Source organism: Edaphosphingomonas laterariae, assembly GCF_900188165.1.
Taxonomy (GTDB): domain Bacteria; phylum Pseudomonadota; class Alphaproteobacteria; order Sphingomonadales; family Sphingomonadaceae; genus Sphingomonas_E; species Sphingomonas_E laterariae.
The window spans coordinates 18,473-36,301 of the sequence record NZ_FZOS01000018.1 but is presented as its reverse complement, the minus strand read 5'-3'; the positions used below and the strand labels follow the sequence as shown (position 1 = coordinate 36,301).

At 66.7% G+C, this 17,829-nt stretch carries 25 protein-coding genes and 1 tRNA gene; 18 read left to right on the top strand and 8 right to left on the bottom strand.

All coding sequences use genetic code 11. The features are described from left to right. Nucleotides 1-2 precede the first annotated feature (2 nt). A tRNA-Leu gene (locus CHB74_RS14740) sits at nucleotides 3-87 on the bottom strand. Nucleotides 88-257: 170 nt separating this feature from the next. Further along, nucleotides 258-848 (bottom strand): DUF924 family protein, encoded by a 591-nt coding sequence (locus CHB74_RS14735; RefSeq protein ID WP_089220397.1) that lies wholly within the window; start codon nucleotides 846-848, stop codon nucleotides 258-260. Between CHB74_RS14735 and dapF the strand changes: the two genes are divergently transcribed. Genes dapF through ispZ form a run of 4 tightly spaced genes read left to right on the top strand, consistent with a single transcriptional unit; the run spans nucleotide 847 to nucleotide 4,440 of the window. Next, nucleotides 847-1,641: a diaminopimelate epimerase gene (gene dapF / locus CHB74_RS14730; RefSeq protein ID WP_089220396.1), complete on the top strand. Its 795-nt coding sequence runs from the start codon at nucleotides 847-849 to the stop codon at nucleotides 1,639-1,641. The genes CHB74_RS14735 and dapF overlap by 2 nt on opposite strands. Continuing rightward, nucleotides 1,638-2,906 (top strand): tRNA (N(6)-L-threonylcarbamoyladenosine(37)-C(2))-methylthiotransferase MtaB, encoded by a 1,269-nt coding sequence (gene mtaB / locus CHB74_RS14725; protein ID WP_089220395.1) that lies wholly within the window; start codon nucleotides 1,638-1,640, stop codon nucleotides 2,904-2,906. Before dapF ends, mtaB begins: the two co-directional genes overlap by 4 nt. Beyond that, entirely contained in the window at nucleotides 2,903-3,829 is a 927-nt protein-coding gene (ftsY, locus tag CHB74_RS14720) for a signal recognition particle-docking protein FtsY (protein ID WP_089220394.1), read from the top strand. The genes mtaB and ftsY overlap by 4 nt, the downstream gene beginning before the upstream one ends. Continuing rightward, the gene (gene ispZ, locus CHB74_RS14715; protein WP_089220393.1) at nucleotides 3,826-4,440 is read left to right on the top strand and encodes a septation protein IspZ; all 615 of its coding nucleotides are present in this window, start codon (nucleotides 3,826-3,828) and stop codon (nucleotides 4,438-4,440) included. The genes ftsY and ispZ overlap by 4 nt, the downstream gene beginning before the upstream one ends. A 28-nt stretch (nucleotides 4,441-4,468) precedes the next feature. Here ispZ and CHB74_RS14710 read toward each other — a convergent pair whose 3' ends face one another. The 3 genes from CHB74_RS14710 to pspF all read right to left on the bottom strand — a co-directional run bounded on the left by CHB74_RS14710 (nucleotide 4,469) and on the right by pspF (nucleotide 6,771). Next, nucleotides 4,469-4,738 (bottom strand): hypothetical protein, encoded by a 270-nt coding sequence (locus CHB74_RS14710; RefSeq protein ID WP_089220392.1) that lies wholly within the window; start codon nucleotides 4,736-4,738, stop codon nucleotides 4,469-4,471. A gap of 141 nt (nucleotides 4,739-4,879) precedes the next feature. Beyond that, on the bottom strand, nucleotides 4,880-5,506 hold the full coding sequence (locus CHB74_RS14705; protein ID WP_089220391.1) for a superoxide dismutase: 627 nt from the start codon (nucleotides 5,504-5,506) through the stop codon (nucleotides 4,880-4,882). A gap of 215 nt (nucleotides 5,507-5,721) precedes the next feature. Then, the gene (pspF, locus tag CHB74_RS14700) at nucleotides 5,722-6,771 is read right to left on the bottom strand and encodes a phage shock protein operon transcriptional activator (protein WP_089220390.1); all 1,050 of its coding nucleotides are present in this window, start codon (nucleotides 6,769-6,771) and stop codon (nucleotides 5,722-5,724) included. A gap of 251 nt (nucleotides 6,772-7,022) precedes the next feature. Between pspF and CHB74_RS14695 the strand changes: the two genes are divergently transcribed. From CHB74_RS14695 to CHB74_RS14660, 8 genes are all read left to right on the top strand, one after another. Continuing rightward, on the top strand, nucleotides 7,023-7,532 hold the full coding sequence (locus tag CHB74_RS14695) for an energy transducer TonB family protein (RefSeq protein ID WP_179220849.1): 510 nt from the start codon (nucleotides 7,023-7,025) through the stop codon (nucleotides 7,530-7,532). An 81-nt stretch (nucleotides 7,533-7,613) separates the two neighbouring features. Further along, nucleotides 7,614-8,288: a phage shock protein PspA gene (gene pspA, locus CHB74_RS14690; RefSeq protein ID WP_089220388.1), complete on the top strand. Its 675-nt coding sequence runs from the start codon at nucleotides 7,614-7,616 to the stop codon at nucleotides 8,286-8,288. Between the two features lie 7 nt (nucleotides 8,289-8,295). Continuing rightward, nucleotides 8,296-8,607: an envelope stress response membrane protein PspB gene (pspB, locus tag CHB74_RS14685; protein ID WP_089220432.1), complete on the top strand. Its 312-nt coding sequence runs from the start codon at nucleotides 8,296-8,298 to the stop codon at nucleotides 8,605-8,607. A gap of 28 nt (nucleotides 8,608-8,635) precedes the next feature. After that, nucleotides 8,636-9,016: an envelope stress response membrane protein PspC gene (gene pspC, locus CHB74_RS14680; RefSeq protein ID WP_089220387.1), complete on the top strand. Its 381-nt coding sequence runs from the start codon at nucleotides 8,636-8,638 to the stop codon at nucleotides 9,014-9,016. Nucleotides 9,017-9,042: 26 nt separating this feature from the next. Continuing rightward, nucleotides 9,043-9,336 (top strand): hypothetical protein, encoded by a 294-nt coding sequence (locus CHB74_RS14675; RefSeq protein ID WP_089220386.1) that lies wholly within the window; start codon nucleotides 9,043-9,045, stop codon nucleotides 9,334-9,336. A 66-nt stretch (nucleotides 9,337-9,402) separates the two neighbouring features. Next, complete coding sequence (locus tag CHB74_RS14670; protein WP_089220385.1) at nucleotides 9,403-9,732, top strand: hypothetical protein; 330 nt, start codon at nucleotides 9,403-9,405, stop codon at nucleotides 9,730-9,732. Nucleotides 9,733-9,764: 32 nt separating this feature from the next. Continuing rightward, nucleotides 9,765-10,016, top strand: coding sequence for a hypothetical protein (locus tag CHB74_RS14665; RefSeq protein ID WP_089220384.1), 252 nt, complete (start codon nucleotides 9,765-9,767; stop codon nucleotides 10,014-10,016). A gap of 14 nt (nucleotides 10,017-10,030) precedes the next feature. Next, nucleotides 10,031-10,273, top strand: a complete 243-nt coding sequence (locus tag CHB74_RS14660) for a hypothetical protein (protein ID WP_089220383.1) — start codon at nucleotides 10,031-10,033, stop codon at nucleotides 10,271-10,273. A 23-nt stretch (nucleotides 10,274-10,296) separates the two neighbouring features. Here the strand turns inward: CHB74_RS14660 and CHB74_RS22640 are convergent, their stop codons facing one another. Next, entirely contained in the window at nucleotides 10,297-10,422 is a 126-nt protein-coding gene (locus CHB74_RS22640) for a hypothetical protein (RefSeq protein WP_281253548.1), read from the bottom strand. A gap of 39 nt (nucleotides 10,423-10,461) precedes the next feature. On the opposite strand from CHB74_RS22640, the gene CHB74_RS14655 reads away from it, so the two are divergent. Together CHB74_RS14655 and CHB74_RS14650 are read left to right on the top strand one after the other, a co-directional pair. Further along, nucleotides 10,462-10,884 (top strand): SufE family protein, encoded by a 423-nt coding sequence (locus CHB74_RS14655; protein WP_089220382.1) that lies wholly within the window; start codon nucleotides 10,462-10,464, stop codon nucleotides 10,882-10,884. Beyond that, entirely contained in the window at nucleotides 10,881-11,258 is a 378-nt protein-coding gene (locus CHB74_RS14650; RefSeq protein WP_089220381.1) for a SecDF P1 head subdomain-containing protein, read from the top strand. Before CHB74_RS14655 ends, CHB74_RS14650 begins: the two co-directional genes overlap by 4 nt. 146 nt (nucleotides 11,259-11,404) lie before the next feature. Here CHB74_RS14650 and CHB74_RS14645 read toward each other — a convergent pair whose 3' ends face one another. Together CHB74_RS14645 and CHB74_RS14640 are read right to left on the bottom strand one after the other, a co-directional pair. Then, nucleotides 11,405-11,926: a GNAT family N-acetyltransferase gene (locus CHB74_RS14645; RefSeq protein ID WP_089220380.1), complete on the bottom strand. Its 522-nt coding sequence runs from the start codon at nucleotides 11,924-11,926 to the stop codon at nucleotides 11,405-11,407. 103 nt (nucleotides 11,927-12,029) lie between these two features. Further along, entirely contained in the window at nucleotides 12,030-13,580 is a 1,551-nt protein-coding gene (locus CHB74_RS14640) for a M23 family metallopeptidase (RefSeq protein WP_089220379.1), read from the bottom strand. Between the two features lie 227 nt (nucleotides 13,581-13,807). Here CHB74_RS14640 and CHB74_RS14635 point away from each other — a divergent pair, with 227 nt between their 5' ends. From CHB74_RS14635 to CHB74_RS14620, 4 genes are all read left to right on the top strand, one after another. Further along, nucleotides 13,808-16,351: a helicase-related protein gene (locus CHB74_RS14635; protein WP_089220378.1), complete on the top strand. Its 2,544-nt coding sequence runs from the start codon at nucleotides 13,808-13,810 to the stop codon at nucleotides 16,349-16,351. Next, nucleotides 16,344-16,634: an RNA-binding S4 domain-containing protein gene (locus tag CHB74_RS14630; RefSeq protein ID WP_089220377.1), complete on the top strand. Its 291-nt coding sequence runs from the start codon at nucleotides 16,344-16,346 to the stop codon at nucleotides 16,632-16,634. The genes CHB74_RS14635 and CHB74_RS14630 overlap by 8 nt, the downstream gene beginning before the upstream one ends. A gap of 84 nt (nucleotides 16,635-16,718) precedes the next feature. Next, nucleotides 16,719-17,057 (top strand): ferredoxin FdxA, encoded by a 339-nt coding sequence (fdxA, locus tag CHB74_RS14625; protein WP_089220376.1) that lies wholly within the window; start codon nucleotides 16,719-16,721, stop codon nucleotides 17,055-17,057. Between the two features lie 247 nt (nucleotides 17,058-17,304). Beyond that, complete coding sequence (locus tag CHB74_RS14620; protein ID WP_089220375.1) at nucleotides 17,305-17,823, top strand: CarD family transcriptional regulator; 519 nt, start codon at nucleotides 17,305-17,307, stop codon at nucleotides 17,821-17,823. Nucleotides 17,824-17,829: the final 6 nt, after the last annotated feature.

Sequence of the window (17,829 nt, the reverse complement as noted above, 5' to 3'; positions counted from 1 at the left end):
ACTGGTGCGGGCGAAGGGACTCGAACCCCCACATCTTGCGATACTGGAACCTAAATCCAGCGCGTCTACCAGTTCCGCCACGCCCGCAGGGACCGCCGGTCGGCGGGGTCTATAGCAGGACACACGCCGGGAGCAAGGCTCGAACCATCGCCTGATCGATCAACACCACTAAATCGAAGCATTGATCGCATGGCCAAGCGGTCAAGTCGCGTCAAGATCTCGCCGGATTGATCCTGCTATTGAACGGCACCTTCCCCTCAGAACCCCGCCCCCGGCTCGGCCAGCAGCTTCGCTTCCGCTGCCGTCGTCGCGCGGCCCAGTGCGGCGTTGCGGCCGGGGAAGCGGCCGAAGGTTGCGATCTGGGCGCAGTGGCGGCGGGCGAAATCGGCCACGAAATCGCTGACGCCGGCGAACAGCGGCAGCGATCGGATCTGATCGTCCAGCCGTTCGCAATGCATCAGCGGCAGATAGAGGAACTGGCGTTCGGTTTCGTCCATCGCCTTGTCCCAGCCCTTGGCGATCGCCTCGCCGGTCAACGCGCGGGCGAGCGGATCGTTGGCGAAGGCATCCGCCCGCCCCCGCCGGATATTGCGCGAAAACTGATCGAGCAGGACCACCGCCGCCAGCAACGTGCGCGGCGCCGCCCGCCAGCCCGCGCCATGGCAGGCCGCCACCTCGGCGATCCACGGGCCGAAGCGACGCGCGATCTCCGCATCCAGCGCGTCATCTTTGGCGAAGCGCCGCTCGGGCGGCACCTCGCCCAGCCAGAAGGAAAGTACGGCCTCAGCCTGTTCGTTAAGCGCCTGTCGGTGGACTTCCGGCGCCTGCTTGCCTAGATCGCGGGCCATGGCACTCCGCTTCCACAAAATGCACGGACTCGGCAATGATTTTGTCGTGGTCGACGCGCGCGAAGCCCCCGTCGCGATGGACGCCGACCGCGCCCGCGCCATTGCCGATCGCCACACCGGCATCGGCTGCGATCAGATCATCCTGATCGGCCCGGGCGACGACACCGATGTGTCGATGCGCATCTGGAATTCCGACGGGTCCGAAGTCGCGGCCTGCGGGAACGCCACGCGCTGCGTGCCGGTGCTGGTCGGCCGCGACGTTTCGATCCGCACGGCGGCCGGCGTGCTCCACGCCGCGCGCGAGGGTGACGGCGCCACGGTGGACATGGGGCAGCCGCGTTTCCAGTGGAACGAAATCCCGATCGCTTATGCGATGGACACGCAGCCGCTGCCGCTGGCCTGGGGGGAACTGGCCAATCCAGTCGCCGTCAATGTCGGCAACCCGCACCTTGTATTCTTCGTGCCCGATGTCGACGCGGTGCCGCTGGAGGCGCTGGGGCCGGACATCGAATATGATCTCGTCTTTCCCGAACGGACCAACGTCAACATCGCCCATGTCCTTGCGCCCGATCATCTCGTGATGCGGACATGGGAACGCGGCGCCGGCCTTACCCGCGCCTGCGGCACCGGCGCCTGCGCCACCTTCGCGGCCGGCCGCAAGCTCGGCCTGCTCGCGCCGTCGTGCCGGCTGGATCTGCCCGGCGGCACGCTGCATCTGGCCGAGGGGCCGGACGGGCAATTGCTGATGAGCGGCCCGGCCACCCACGTCTTTGCCGGAGAGGCCGCCCTTTGAGCGGGCCCGAGCTCATCACGCTCGGCTGCCGGCTCAACATCGCCGAAAGCGAAGCCATGCGCGGCCTCGCCGGCGACGCGGATGATCTCGTCATCGTCAACAGCTGCGCGGTGACGGCGGAAGCGGTGCGCGAAACCCGCAAGGCCATCCGCCGCGCCCACCGCGCCCGGCCCGACGCGCGGATCGTCGTCACCGGCTGCGCCGCGCAGATCGAACCCGAAAGCTTCGCCGCCATGCCCGAAGTGAGCCGGGTGGTCGGCAACACCGAAAAGCTCAACCCCGGATCGTTCCACTTCCCAGTGGCCGGGATCACGGACGCGGCCGACGTCCGCGTGTCCGACATCTTCGCCGTCCGGCAGACGGCGCCGCACATGGCCGCCGCCTTCGCCGAACATGCCCGCGCCTTTGTCGAGGTGCAGAATGGCTGCGATCATCGCTGCACCTTCTGCGTGATCCCTTATGGCCGGGGGAACAGCCGTTCGCTGCCCGCAGGCATCGTCATCGATCGCATCCAGGCGCTGGTCGATGCCGGCCATCGCGAAGTGGTGCTGACGGGCGTGGACCTGACCAGCTACGGCCCCGATCTTCCCGGCGAACCGACGCTGGGCCGGTTGGTCGAACGCATCCTCGCCCATGTGCCCACGCTCGGGCGTTTGCGCCTCTCCTCGCTCGATTCGATCGAGATCGACGACCGGCTGTTCGACCTGCTGACTGGCGAGGCGCGGCTGATGCCGCACGTCCACCTGTCGCTGCAGGCGGGCGACGACATGATCCTCAAGCGGATGAAGCGCCGCCACAGCCGCGCGCAGGCCGTCGCCATGGTCGAACGGCTGAAGGCGAAGCGGCCGGAGATCGCCATCGGTGCCGATCTTATCGCCGGCTTCCCCACCGAGGACGAAGCCATGGCCGCCAACACCCGCGCGCTGATCGACGATTGCGACGTGGTGTTCGGCCATATCTTCCCCTTCTCGCCCCGCGCCGGCACGCCCGCCGCGCGCATGCCGCAGCTCGATCGCGAGGTGATCCGCGCGCGGGCCAAGAGCCTGCGCGAAGCCGCCGAAGCCCGCCGCGCCGCGTGGCTCGAGACGCAGATCGGCACCATCCAGCGCGTGCTGGTCGAACGCGACGGCAAGACCGGCCACGCCGAAAATTTCGCGCGGGTGCGCCTTTCCGAAGCAAAGTCGGCAGGCGCCCTCGCCAACCGCATCCTCCCCGTCCGCGTCGCGGCGCGGGATCATGACACCCTCATCGCGGAACCCGCATGACCGACACCCCCTGGCATCAAAAGATTCTCGGCGGCTTCCGCCGCACGTCCGACAAGCTGGGCGAGAATCTCACCGGCCTGTTCACCAAGGCCGCGCTCGACAAGGCGACGCTCGACGAGATCGAGGAGGCGTTGATCGCCTCCGATCTCGGCCCGGCCACCGCATCGCGGGTCCGCGAACGGCTGGCCGACGAACGCTACGACAAGGGCCTCGACGAAGCCGAAGTCCGCGAAATCGTTGCGCAGGAAGTCGCGAAGATCCTCGCCCCCGTCGCCAAGCCGCTGGAGATCGAGGCCTTTCCCCGGCCGCAGGTGATCCTCGTCATCGGCGTCAACGGATCGGGCAAGACGACCACCATCGCCAAGCTCGCCCATTATCTGCAGGAGCAGGATTATTCGGTGATGCTGGTCGCGGGCGATACGTTCCGCGCCGCCGCCATCGGCCAGCTCAAGGTATGGGCGGACCGCATCGGCGTGCCGATCATATCCGGCAAGGAAGGCGGCGACGCCGCCAGCCTGGTGTTCGAAGGCGTCAAGCAGGGCACCGCCACCGGCATCGACGTGCTGATCGTCGATACGGCCGGTCGTTTGCAGAACAAGGCTGGCCTGATGGACGAATTGTCCAAGATCAGGCGGGTGTTGGGACGATTGAACCCGGCGGCGCCGCACGACGTTGTTCTCGTGCTCGATGCGACGACGGGCCAGAACGCGCTCAACCAGATCGAGGTGTTCCGCGATACGGCGGGCGTCACGGGGCTGGTGATGACGAAGCTCGACGGCACGGCGCGCGGCGGCGTGCTCGTCGCGGCGGCGGAAAAATATGGCCTGCCCGTCCACGCGATCGGCGTGGGCGAAGGGCTGGATGATCTCAGGCCGTTCGACGCGGTGGAAGTCGCGCGGGCGATAGCGGGTGCCAAGAAATGACCGACGTGACGGCTCAACCGACCAAGAAGAAAGCCGCCGGCGGTCTCGGCCTCGCGCTCGATTTCGGGCCGCTGCTGATCTTCTTCCTCGCCTATAAATTCTACGGCGTGTTCATCGGCACGGGCGTGTTCATGGTCGCGATCCTCGCAGCCCTGCTCGTGTCGAAGATCAAGCTCGGCCATGTCTCGCCGATGCTGTGGCTTACGGCGGTGCTGGTGATCGGCTTTGGCGGCCTGACCATCTATCTGCACGACGAACGCTTCATCCAGATCAAGCCGACGATCATCTATACCGGGCTTGCCGGGCTGCTGTTCGTCGGGCTGTGGCGCGGCAAGCCGATGCTCAAATATGTGCTCGAAGCCGCCTATGACGGGCTGTCCGAAACCGGCTGGCTCAAGCTGTCGCGCAACTGGGCGTGGTTCTTCCTCGCCATGGCGGCGGCGAACGAGGTGCTGCGCTACACCGTGTCGTTCGGCGAATGGCTGACGATCAAGACCTGGGGGCTCACCATCGTTTCGATCATCTTCGGCATCGCCCAGCTGCCGATGCTGATGAAGCACGGCCTCGCCATTCCCGAAACCGATAACCCGCCGGTGCCGCCGCAAGGCTGATCGACCGGCGGGCGCGGTTCAGCCCCGCTTACCAGCCGTTGCGATAATCGCGCCGGTCATGGCCATAACGGTCGTAGCGGCCATCACGGTGATAATCGCGGCGCGCCTCGCGCAGATCACGCTGATAGGCGCGGCGCGCCTGGGCGACTTCGCGGCGATTGTCGGCACGGCGCAACGCGCGCTCATAATCCCGGCGGGCATCGCGGACATCGCGACGATAATCCGATCGCGCGTCGTGGCGGTCGTTCCAGCCATGGGCGGCAGCCGCGGTGGGGGCGATGGTGGCGGCCGCCGGCAAGGCCGCGGCAAGGCCGCGGCAAGGCCGATCGCGATCATCAGTTTACGCATGTCCACTTCTCCTCAAGTCCGTTGGCAGGATTGGGAGAAGTGGACTGAACGCGTGCTTTATCGCCCTGTTATCGGGCGTTAATCCGCAGTCTTACTGCTGCTGGTCGGCGCGGCTGGCGCCCTGCCCGTCCAGGTTCTGCGACACGAAGTCCCAGTTCACGATGTTCTTGAGCACCGTATCGGCGAACTTCGGCCGCGCGTTGCGATAGTCGATGTAATAAGCATGTTCCCACACGTCGAGCGTGAGCAGCGGCACGCCATCGTCATGCACGATCGGCGTGTCGGCATCGTGGTAGGACGTGACGACCAGCTTGTCGCCCTTCAGCAGCAGCCAGGCCCAGCCGCTGGCGAAATGGCCCACGGCCTCCGCCGCCAGCTTCTCGATCAGCGCGTCGGTCGAACCGAAGCCCGCGTCGATCAGGCCCTGCAGCTTGTCCGACGGCTTGGTCGAACCGGCCGGCGCGAGGCCGTTCCAGAAGAAGGTGTGGTTCCAGACCTGCGCGGCGTTGTTGAACAGCCCCTTGTCGCCCGTGTCCTTCGCCTTCTTGGTGACGTCGATCAGCGACAGCCCTGCGAGGCCCTTTTCGTCGATCCAGCCGTTGACCTTTTCGACATAGGCATTGTGATGCTTGCCATGGTGATAATCGAACGTCTCGGCCGACATATGGGGGACGAGCGCGTCCTTGGCATACGGCAGGGGGGGAAGAATGAAAGCCATTGATACCTCCGGAGGGTGTGACGCACTGGCCCTGTAACGAACCCCCGGCGGATTCGTCCCACTGAAAATCTTCATGAGCTGACAAGATTTTTCGATCGCGGATCAGGCCGCGCGGGCGCCATCCCCACCCCGGATATAGCGGCCGACATAATCCGCCATCCGCTGCCCGTCGCACATTTCGCCATGCCAGCACGCCATGCCAGCATGAAGGGCGTTCAGTCGCTTTTGCGGTCGATCAGGTCGTGGCGGCGCAGTGCGTGGCGCAGCTGATCGTAGCTCAGCTTCAGCTGCGCCGCCGTCGCCCGCTGATTGTAGCGGCAGCGGCGGAGCGCGGCTTCCAGCAGCGCCTTTTCATGCGCGTCGCAGGCGGCGCGGAAATCGTCGCAATCGAGCGCGATCGTAGCGGATGACGCCGCCGCCGGCGCGGGGGCGACCATGACATGCGGCACCGCCGCCTCCGCCTGCCGCTTGGCCGCCGATCCCTTGGGCTGCCAGGGCGAATCGAACGGATCGAACTGGATGGCATCCACCGGCCGGTCGGGATCGTCCCAGCGATAGACCGCGCGTTCGACCACGTTGCGCAGTTCGCGCACATTGCCCGGCCAGTCATGCGTCAACAGCGCCTCGCTGGCCGCCACGCCGAAACCGGGCCAGAACGGCCAGTCCAGCTCGGCCGCCATCCGCCGGCCGAAATGATCGGCCAGCACCGGCACGTCGCCTTCGCGCACGCGCAGCGGCGGCAGCGTCACCACCTCGAAGCTCAGCCGGTCGAGCAGGTCGGCGCGGAACCGCCCCTCCTCCACCAATGTCGGCAGATGTTCGTTGGTCGCCGCGACGATGCGCACGTCGACGCGCACCGGCCGGCTCGATCCGATCCGCGTCACCTCGCCATATTCCACCGCGCGCAACAGCCGCTCCTGCGCGCCGGCGGACATCGTCGCCAGCTCGTCCAGGAACAGCGTGCCGCCATCCGCCTCCTCGAAGCGGCCGGCGCGTGCCTTGGTCGCGCCGGTGAAGGCGCCCGCCTCATGGCCGAACAATTCGGCCTCGATCAGCGTTTCGGGCAGCGCGGCGCAGTTCAGCGTCACCAGCGGGCCGCTCCATCGCGGGCTGAGGCGGTGGAGGCGTTCGGCCACCAGTTCCTTGCCCGTGCCGCGCTCGCCGATCACCAGCACCGGCCGGTTGAGCCCCGCCGCCCGGCTCGCCCGCTCGACGGAATCGAGGAACGCCAGCGACTGGCCGATAAACTGGTTGTCGCGATCCATCCGTTGCCGCCTCCTGCCCCCGATCGTCGAGGCCGCGAGGGCGCGAACGACGACCGGGGAAATCTTCCTACTTACAGTTGGCGCATTTTCCCAACATTTGGCAACAGACAATCATGCCAATCGCTCCGCCATTCAGAAAAATTGGCGGTTTTCCGGCGATTTTTCCACTTGGCACGCCTCCTGCAATGAACAGGACAAGCTCGGCAACAAGCCGGGCGCAAGGTTCAGGGAACAGGTTCAGGGAGGTAGTTATGCTGAAGTTCGACACCATCGATTTCCAGCGCATCGCGGTCTCTTCGGCCGGCGCGCTTCTGCTCTCCGCCGCTTGCGTGATGGGCGCGGTTGGCCCGGCCCGTGCGGCCGAAGCCAATGCCCCGCTCACGATCAGCGACTGGGCGCTGGATGTCAGCCAGCAGATCGACGCCGAGCTGCGGGCACCGTCCACCTTCCGGGGTGACGCGGCCACGGCGCGGGTCCAGATCAGCTTCGACGCCGCCGGCGCATTCACCGGCGCCAGCGTCGCCCGGTCGAGCGGCAATGGCTCGATCGATCGCGAAGCGGTCCGCGTCGCCAACGCCATCGCGTATCCGGCCTTCCCCGAAGGCCTGCGTGGCCAGGCGCAGACGGTGAACATGGAAGTCCACTTCGGCACCGCCGCCAACCCGCATTATGCGGCCCGCGAACGCCAGCTTGCCGAACGGCTCGCCGCGGCGCCGCGCAAGGCCAAGGACGTCGAGACCGCCGCGCTGCCGATCGGCTGAACGGCGTCAACCAGGCCGGGGCGGATTTCCCTTAGATCCGCCCCGGCCGCCACGTGAAGAAGTTCTGAAGGAGTAACGACCATGGGTATCTTCTCCCGCACCCGGGACATCATCGCCGCCAACGTCACCGATCTTCTTGATAAGGCGGAAGACCCGGCGAAGATGATCCGCATGATCATCCTCGAGATGGAGGAGACGCTGGTCGAGGTCCGCGCGTCTGCGGCGCGCAGCATCGCCGATCAGAAGGAGATGCGCCGCCAGATCGCCAAGCTGGAAAATGTGCAGGCGAGCTGGGTCGAAAAGGCCGAGCTGGCGCTGTCCAAGGGCCGCGAGGACCTTGCCAAGGCGGCGCTCGTCGAAAAGCAGAAGGCGGCCGATCTGGGCGAACAGCTGGCCGACGAGATCAACGTGCTTGACGAAAGCCTGAAGGCGTCCGAAGCCGATATCGCCAAGCTCCAGGGCAAGCTGCGCGAAGCGCGCGCCCGGCAGAATTCGATCGTCGCCCGCATGGAAAGCGCCAACAACCGGCTGCGCATGCGCGAAATCTATGCCGGCCCGAAGATGGACGAAGCGTTCAGCCGTTTCGACATGCTGGAACGCCGCGTCGACTGGGCGGAAGGCCGCGCCGAAGCCGCCGGCCTGGGCGCCACGCCCAAGAGCCTGGAGGAAGAGATCGCCGAACTGCGCTCTTCCGAAAAGGTTGAAGCCGAACTGGCGGCGCTGAAGGCGAAGGCCGCCGGCAAGCAGGAGGGCTGATCCGATGATGGAAGACGTGCTCCTTCCGATCGTGATCGTGGGCATGCTGTTCATCGGCCTGCCCTGGGTGATCTTCCATTATGTCACTCAGTGGAAGCGTTCGAGCAGCCTGACGGTCGAGGACGAAAACCTCCTCGACGAACTCCACGACACCGCCCGCCGGCTCGATGATCGGCTCCGTTCGATCGAACGCATCATCGCCGCCGACAATCCCGATTTCCGCCCCGACCAGCTTGGCGAGCGGGATCGCGATGCAAGCTTTCGCCGGGTCGACGAACCCGAGCGTATCGAAAACTGGCGCCGCAGCGATCGCCGCTGAGCTGGCTGCCAACAGGAGGGAAAGACCAATGTCCGCTCGCCGCACCAAATTCTATCTCGACAAGCGCAACGGCAAGTTGATGGGCGTGTGCTCCGGCATCGCCGATTATACCGGGGTCGACGTGCTGCTCGTCCGTATCGGCGTGGTTCTGCTCACCATCTTCGCGATGGGGCCGATCGGGCCGCTGGCCTATCTGGTCATCGGCTGGGCCGCGACCAACAAGCCGCGCGAATTCAACGACGACCCCGAAGAAGCGAAGTTCTGGCAGGGCGTCCGCGCCAAGCCGTCGGCCTCGGTCCGCGATGTCCGCAGCCGCTTCCGCGATATCGATCGCCGCCTCGCCGACGTCGAAATCTACGTCACCAGCCATAATCGCCGGCTCGCCGACGAGATTGACAGCCTGCGCTGATCGCCGGGCCTGATGGGAGAAGAGAGATGAACTGGGGTTCTCCGATCGCCGTCATCGCCATCATCGCGGTCTGCTATGGCGGCTGGCTGATCAGCACCTGGATCCGCGCCAAGCATGGCTATCCGGTCGAAGGTGAATTCGGCGGCATGGTCCACAAGGGCAGCGGGCCGGATACCGATCGCAAGATCGAGCTTCTGGCCAGCGAAAACGGCCGGCTGAAGGATCAGGTGCTGCGGCTGGAGGAGCGGATCGCCGTCCTCGAACGCATCGTCACCGACAAGGCGGCCCGCCTGAGTGACGAGATCGAGAATCTGCGTTGATCGAACCCGGCCTGCGGTTCGTCGAAAAGGCGAAGATCGCGGCCGGGCAATAGAGAGGAACAAGGGATGGAACCCGGAAAAGTTGCATTTCTGATCGAACTGGTCCCCGTGATCGCGCTGCTTGGCGTGATCGGCGTGGTGGGCTGGGTCATCACCACCTGGCTCAGGGTCAAGAACGGCTATCCGCTGGATGGCGCCTGGGGCCAGGCCGTCTATCCCAAGGGGCCGGACGAGGAAATGATCGAACGCATCCGCCTGCTGTCTGGCGAGAACGCCCAGCTCCGCGCGGAACTCGGCTCGATCAAGGATCGTCTCGCCACGGTCGAACGCATCGTCACCGACGCCAGCTACCGCCTCGATCGCGAGATCGAAGGGCTGCGCGGTCCGGCCAACTGAAACCGATTTGAGCCCGCAGGGAGGCTTCACCGATGTTTGACAACCCGTTCTCGATGGTCGTGGCGATCGTCCTCATCGTGTCGATCGCGGGCGTGCTCCGCGCCAAATATCGCCGCGACGATGAAGCCGCCAGCGCCCCCGTCCGCGATCCCGATGCCGATCGCCTGCGCGACGAGATCAAGGCGCTCAAGGAACGCGTCGCCGTGCTCGAACGCATCGCCACCGACACCAATCGCGGCGTCTCGCTCGATCGCGAGATCGAAGCGCTCCGCCACCGCGACTGACAGGATAGACCGTCATGACCGATCCCACCCTCTGGCTCGCCGTCACCGCCGCCGGTCTCGCCGGGCTCACCATCGTCACCCAGGCGGCGCTCAAGGGCTGGCGCGGCTGGCTCGATCTGCGCCGGCTGGAAATCGATCGCCGGCACGACGATCAGGCCCACGCCGCCGCGCCCTCGCCCGCCTCGCGCATCGAACTCGCCGATCTCAAGGAACGCGTCCGCAAGCTCGAAGCGATCGCCGCCGGCGTCGACCTGTGAACAAGAGGATCGGCGGGAAGATTTCACATAAAAATATGATCTAAAAAGAAATCTACAATTCCGCCGCTTTCCGCCCGGCCCGCGGCACCGCGAACCAGCCGCGCAACCGCCCAGCCAACAATCAGGGTTAAACCGGCGTAAAGCGCCATTCGCTTTCGGCCGGCAGCGGCATGTGATAGCGGCGCAGCATGACCGCACCGACCTCGCTTTCCGACGCACTCGAGGAATATGAGTTTCTCGACGCCGATGATCGTTATCGCCTGCTGATCGATCTTGGCCGCGCGCTGGAGCCCATGCCCGATCCGCTGAAGACCGATGCGACGCTGGTGCGCGGCTGTTCGGCGGCGGTGTGGGTCTATCCCACCCGGCTGGACGACGGGCGACTGCATTTCCTGGCCGATTCCAACGCGGCGATCACCAAGGGCATCATCGCGCTGGTGCTGCTGACGGTGCAGGATCGCGCGCCGGCCGAAATCGCGGCGGCGGACATCGAAGGCGCGCTCGCCCCGTTCGACCTGCGCAACCAGCTGAGTTCGAACCGCACGCAGGGCATCCCCAACATGATCGCCCTGATCCGCGCGACCGCCGATCGCTATGGAGCCGAAGGATGAAGCCGATCGCCACCGCGCTGGCCGCCCTGCTGCTGATGGCGCAGGCCGCCGGTGGCTTCGCGATCGGCGGGCAAGCCTTCCAGCAGGCCGAGATCCTCGACGCCCGCGCCATGCCCGAACTGGACGGCACGGCGAGCATCATGCTGACGCTCGATCCCGCGGCGGCCAAACGGCTTGAGGCGATCACCCGCGCGCATCTGCAAAAGCCGGTCGAAGTGACGCTGGACGGCGCGACGATCGCCGCGCCCGTGGTGGCTGAGCCTATCACCGAAGGCGTGCTGACCATCGCCGGCACCTTCACGCTGGCGCAGGCCGAGGCCATGGCCAAGCGCATCTCCGGCAAGGACCCGCTGCCCGAAGAATTCGAGGAATAATCGCGCCGGGGCCGTCCGTGCCGCGACTTTCACCCGGCGCCAAAGCATATTCCGGCCGACAGGATCGGCTCGGATAAACCGCTCTATACCTTGGTTATACTGAGCCTTCCGCGCCAGCGGACGACTTCATCCGCTTCGCAATCGGCCTAAGCCACGCCCAGCGGACGGGCGAGGACGACATCGTCATAGTCGCGATGGCCGACGCGGAAGCGGCGTTCGCCGATCTGTTCGAAACCCTGCTTGCGGTAGAAGGCGATCGCGCGCGCATTCTGGCCATAGACGCCGAGCAGGAGGCGCGAGGCGCCCTGCGCCGCCGCCCGATCGACCGCATGGCGCATCAGCGCCGCGCCGAGCCCGCCGCCATGGCAGCGTGACAGCGTGTAGATGCGCTTCAGTTCCAGATCGCCGGGTTCGGCGCCGGGCAGATCGGGTGCGGTGACGAGCGCATAGCCGATCGGGGCGCCGCCTTCGGCCGCTTCCGCGAGCCAGGCGCTGGCGCCGGCTTGCAGATAGCGGGCATAGACGCCCGCATCATGCTGGCGCGCGCAATGTTCGACGATCGCCGCGCCATCGAGGATACCGGCGAAACTTTCAAGGAACGTGGCCGCGCCGACCAGCGCCAGCCGGCCGATATCATCCTGCCCCGCCGGGCGAATCTGCCAATCCATATGCCGCATCCTCCATCCGGGAAGGCGCGGGTAGCGGGAAATGCGGCGCGCGGCCAGTGCGCGTCACCAGTGCGCGCGACCGATGCGCGTGAGCGGTGCGCGATCAGCCGCGCGGCGGCGTGGCGATCTGGGCGGCGTCGGCGCTGGCTTCCGCCTTGGGCGCGGCGGCGGCGCCCGGCTTCACCGCCAGCAGCCGGTTGAGCTGCGCCTTGAAGCGGGCGAGATCGCCCCCAGCAAGTTGCGAGGTCGTCGTGAAGCTCATCGTGCGCGGGTTGACCGCGACACCGTTCTTGTAAACTTCATAATGCAGATGCGGGCCGGTCGACAGGCCGGTCGACCCGACATAGCCGATCACCTGCCCCTGCGCGACGCGCTGGCCGGACTTGGCGACGATGCGGCTCATATGCGCATAGGCCGTGGCGAGGCCGCCATTATGGTTGAGCTTCACATATTTGCCGTGGCCGCCATGCCAGCCGGCGAAGGACACCACGCCATCGACCGCGGCCAGAATGGGCGAGCCATAAGCCGCGCCGAAATCCTGCCCCTTGTGCAGGCGGCTATAGCCGAGCAGCGGATGGCGGCGCATGCCGAAGCCCGATGTCATCCGGCCGGCGACGGGCATGCGCATCATGCCTTTCCGTTCGCCGACGCCGGACGCTTCATACCATTGGGTGGAGCCGCCCGCCGTCCACTGCATCAGCCGCGTCTGGCGGCGCCCCTGATTCAGCCCGGCGTAGAGCAGCTTGCCGACTTCCACCTCGCCGGTTTCGGCGCGGCGATGTTCGACGATGATGTCGAAGCGGTCGTCGGACCCGACATCGCGGCCGATCGACATGCGGCTGCCGATCGCGCGGATATAGGCTTCAACCGCCTTGGCCGGGGCGCCAGCCGCGCGCGCGGCGCGATAGAGGCTGGAGCCGACCAGCCCCTGAATGCGGAGCGGCGTATCATCGACCGCGATCGGAATCCGCCGAAGCGCGAGCCGGCCATCGACGCGCTCGACCGCGAGCTTGAGATCGAAGCGGGCGCGGAACAGCAGATTATCGAGCGGGCGCGCATCGGATTTGCGCGCGCGGCGGCCGAGCGTGACATCCATCCGCGTGCCCGGCCGGAGATCGCCCAGCGACACGATTCCGGCCACCATTTTGGCGACATCCTGCGCTTCACTGCGCGCGACGCCGGCGCGTTCGAGCACGCGGGCGAAGCCATCGCCCTGGCCGATGGTGGCGACGAGATCGATCGACGGGCGTTCCGGCGTGTCGGCCAGCGGCGCGGCGGCATCGGTGGGCGCCATCCGCCGCCCGGTATCGGCGCCAAGGCCCAGCGGCGCGATCGCGATGGCGCGGGCTTCCTGCCACTGCGCTTCGGCCATGGCCGGCGGCGCGGGCGCGGCGACGGAGCCAAAATCGGGGAAGAAGGCGATCGGCGCGGCGCAGAGCGCGAGACAGGTCGCCAGCCCGCGAAACCAGGTGCGGCTGCCAATGCGCGAGCCGAGATCGACCACCAGATCGAGATCATGGACCGTGGCGCGCCAGCCGGTGAGTTCGGGCAAGACCGGCGCGGACACGCCCAGCGAACGACGCAGGCCGCCATCGAGCGCCAGCGCCGTAGCGCCACCGCCCTGGCCGAATCCGGCTTCGTCCCGCTGATACAAGGCTGGCTTCCCCCCGCCGGTGTTGCAAACCCCCGCCGCGTTCTCCCTCAAGGGTCGCGCGATCGAACGACAGGAATCTTTCGAAAAGGGGTTAAAGTCAAATTAAAGGGCGGATTTCTGCGGAGTTGCTGCGGTGAGCCGGGGGATGAAAGCGATGAGCCGCCCGGATGCCGAATCCGCGCGCTACCCCCTTGTGTTTATCGAGGCGGCGGACAATCTTGGCCGGCATGTCGCGCTTCGCCGCTTCGCCCATCGCCGCTGTGCTGGGTCCGACCAATACGGGCAAAACCCACCTCGCGATCGAGCGGATGTGCGGACATTCCTCCGGCATGATCGGCTTTCCGCTGCGCCTGCTGGCGCGCGAAGTCTATGAACGGGTGGTGGCGATCAAGGGCCGCGAGCGGGTGGCGCTGATCACCGGCGAAGAAAAGATCCTGCCCGATCATGCCCGCTGGTTTTGCTGCACCGCCGAATCGATGCCGATGGAACGCGAATTCGCCTTCGTCGCGCTGGACGAAGCGCAGCTGGGCGCGGACCCGGAACGCGGCCATGTGTTCACCGATCGCCTGCTGCGCGCGCGTGGCCGCGACGAAACCATGATCCTGGGATCGGAAACGCTGCGCCCGATGCTGCGTGCGCTGGTGCCCGATGCCGAGATCATCAACCGGCCGCGTTTTTCGACGCTGACCTATGCGGGGCCAGCCAAGCTTTCGCGCCTGCCGCCGCGATCGGCGATCGTCGCCTTCTCGGCCGAGGAAGTCTATGCCGTGGCCGAGGCGCTGCGCCGCCTGCGCGGCGGCGCGGCGGTGGTGATGGGCGCGCTTTCCCCGCGCACCCGCAACGCCCAGGTGGCGATGTTCCAGGCCGGCGAGGTCGACTATCTGGTCGCCACCGACGCGATCGGCATGGGCCTCAACATGGATGTCGCCCATGTCGCCTTCGCCTCGCTCAAGAAGTTCGACGGAAAGCGATCGCGCCGGCTGACGGTTTCGGAAATGGCGCAGATCGCAGGCCGTGCCGGCCGCCACCAGCGCGACGGCACCTTCGGCACGCTGGCGGTGGAAGGCGGGCGTGGCGGCTTTGACGAGGAGGAGGTGGAGGCGATCGAGCAACACCGCTTCCCGCCGCTCGACTTCCTCTACTGGCGCGAGGGCGCACCCGATTTTTCGAGCGTCGACGCGCTGATCGCCTCGCTGGAAAAACGCCCGCAGGCGCAGGTGCTGCGCATGGCGCCCCAGGCGATCGACCTGGCCGTGCTGAAGCGCCTGGCGGAAGAAGCCTGGGTGCGCGAACGGACGCGCGGCACGCGGCTCGTCCAGCGGCTATGGGCGGCGTGCGGGCTGCCCGATTTCCGCAAGACCGGCGCGGAGCCGCATGGCCGCTTCGTCGCGCGGATCTATCGCCATCTCAGCGAAGGCAACGGCCATATCCCGGCGCAATGGTTCGCCGACGAGATCGCCCGGCTGGATAGCGTGCAGGGCGATGTCGAGACGCTGGCCGACCGGATCGCGGCGGCGCGGACCTGGGCCTATATCGCCCACCGCGCCGACTGGCTGGACGATCCGGCGAAATGGGCCGAGCGCACGCGCACGCTGGAAGAAAAGCTGTCCGACGCGCTGCACCAGCGGCTGACCCAGCGCTTCGTGGACCGGCGGACGGCGGTGCTGATGCGCGATCTTGGCGCGCGCGGCGTGGATGCGCTGCCGGTGACGGTGGCGGAAGACGGCGCCGTCGCGGTGGACGGCGAGACGATCGGCCGGCTCGAAGGCTTCCGTTTCAAGGCCGACCATCTGGCCCGCCATCACGACATGAAGCGGATGATGGCGGCGGCCGAACGGCGGCTGGGGGGCGAACTTTCACGCCGCGCCAAGGCGCTGGTGGCCGATGGCGACCCCGCCTTCAGCCTCGACACCGATGCCGGGCGGCCGGTGGCGATCTTCTGGCGCGGCGACATCGTTGGCCGGCTGGCGCGCGGGCGCGACCTGCTGACGCCCAAGATCACGCTCTACAAGGCGCTCGACGCGCTGGCGCCCGACGAGCGCAAGGCCGTGGCCGACCGGCTGGCGGCATGGATCGCGTTCGAGGTGGACCGGGTGCTGAAGCCGCTGGCCGCGATCAGCAACGCCGCGCGCGACAAGACCGTGCCGCCGGCGCTGCGCGGGCTTTACGCGCCACTGGCCGAAGCCGGCGGCATCGCCGATCGCCGCACGCTGGAGCCCGCGATCGCCGCGATCGACCGCGAGATGCGGCAGGCCGCCGCCAAGACCGGGCTCAAGCTGGGCACGCTCGACGTCTATTTCCCCGCGCTGCTGAAGCCCGAGCCGGTGCGCTGGCGGCTGGCGCTGGCCGCCGCCTTCGACAATGGGGTGATGCCGGCGCTGCCGCCGGCCGGCGCCGCGACATTGGCGACGCCCGCCGACGGCGACGCCTTTGCCGCGTTCGTGCGCGCCGGCTATCGCCCGCTGGGCGCGCAGATGCTGCGCGTCGATCTGGCCGAGCGGCTGGCCCGGATCGCCCATGACCGCCGGATCGGCGCGAGCGACAGCGGCCGCGCCGCCTTTGCCCCCGACCCTGCCTTGGCCACCTCACTCGGCCTCAGGCCGCCAAGCTTTGCCCAGCTGATGCTCGCTTTGGGTTTCCGGCCGGCCGAGGGCGATGGCGACGCGCGGGCGCGCTGGGCGTGGCGCGGCGCACGGCGACCGCGCCGCCGCGAACCCGCCCGCCCCGGCAATGCCTTCGCCGCGCTCGCCGCGATCCGCGCCGATGAGTGAGGCGATTCGCATCGACAAGTTCCTGTGGTTCGTCCGGCTGGCGAAAACGCGCAATGTGGCGCAGGCGATCGTGACGGCCGGGCGCATCCGCGTCGCCGGCCGAATTATCGAACGCGCGCACGCCCAGGTGCATGTCGGTGACATATTGACCTTTCCGCTGCATGGGCGGGTTCGCGTGATCCGCGTCGAGGCAATTCCCGAACGACGCGGCCCGGCACCCGAAGCACAATCATGCTATACCGACCTTGCACCGGCCACCGAGGCGATCGACATCGCGATTTGAGAACGTCTCGCAGGTGCACACGAAATGTTGACGCGCCCGTTCCAGAGCCATAGCAGGGCGGCGTTCGAGGAGAGAGAAGCGACCATGACCTACGTCGTCACCGATGCCTGCATCCGCTGCAAGTATATGGATTGCGTCGAAGTTTGCCCGGTCGACTGCTTCTATGAAGGCGAGAACATGCTCGTCATCAACCCGAACGAATGCATCGACTGCGGCGTCTGCGAGCCCGAGTGCCCGGCCGAAGCGATCCTGCCCGACACCGAAAGCGGCCTGGAAAAGTGGCTTGAACTGAATTCCACTTATTCGGCGCAGTGGCCCAACCTGACCCGCAAGGGCGAGCAGCCGGCCGATGCCGACGAGCATAAGGGCGAAGAGGGCAAGTTCGAGAAATATTTCTCGGCCGAACCCGGCCAGGGCGACTAAGTTCCTGTAAATACAGGCCGCATTAGCGCGGGCGCGGGCGATGAATCACGTCTGTTGACATCGCTGTCTGCAGTGCTGGCCTTTTTCTGGCGAATCTGTTACAAAGCGTACCTAAGATGCGTGTGTAAGCGCATTTCCGTATCGGGACGCAGATTCGTCGTCGCTAGTCGCTACCGGCAAGGGCTTCCTATGTAGGGAGCCTGACCGTTTAGGACGTGACGGCAATTCCAGGGAAAGGTCGTAATTGATGGCTGCCAAGGCGCTGAGCTTCGTTGTCGGCGATTATGTGGTATATCCCAAGCATGGTGTGGGCCGGGTCGTAGAACTGCAAAGCCAGGAAATCGCTGGCGCCAAGCTCGAACTCTATGTCCTTCGTTTCGAAAAGGAGCGCATGACGCTCCGCGTGCCGACCAACAAGGCGGAAGCCGTTGGCATGCGCAAGCTTTCGTCCAGCGTGACGCTGCAGGAAGCGATGCAGACGCTGAAGGGCAAGCCCAAGATCAAGCGCACGATGTGGTCGCGTCGCGCCCAGGAATATGAAGCGAAGATCAACTCGGGCGATCTGGTGTCGATCGCCGAAGTGGTCCGCGATCTGTTCCGCGCCGACGACCAGCCCGAGCAGAGCTATTCGGAGCGCCAGATCTTCGAAGCGGCCACCAGCCGCCTCGCCCGCGAGCTCGCCGCGATGGAACAGACGGACGAGCCGGCCGCGCAGGAAAAGATCCTCGAGATCCTTCGCGCTGCCGCCGCGATCCACAACAAATAAGCCCGT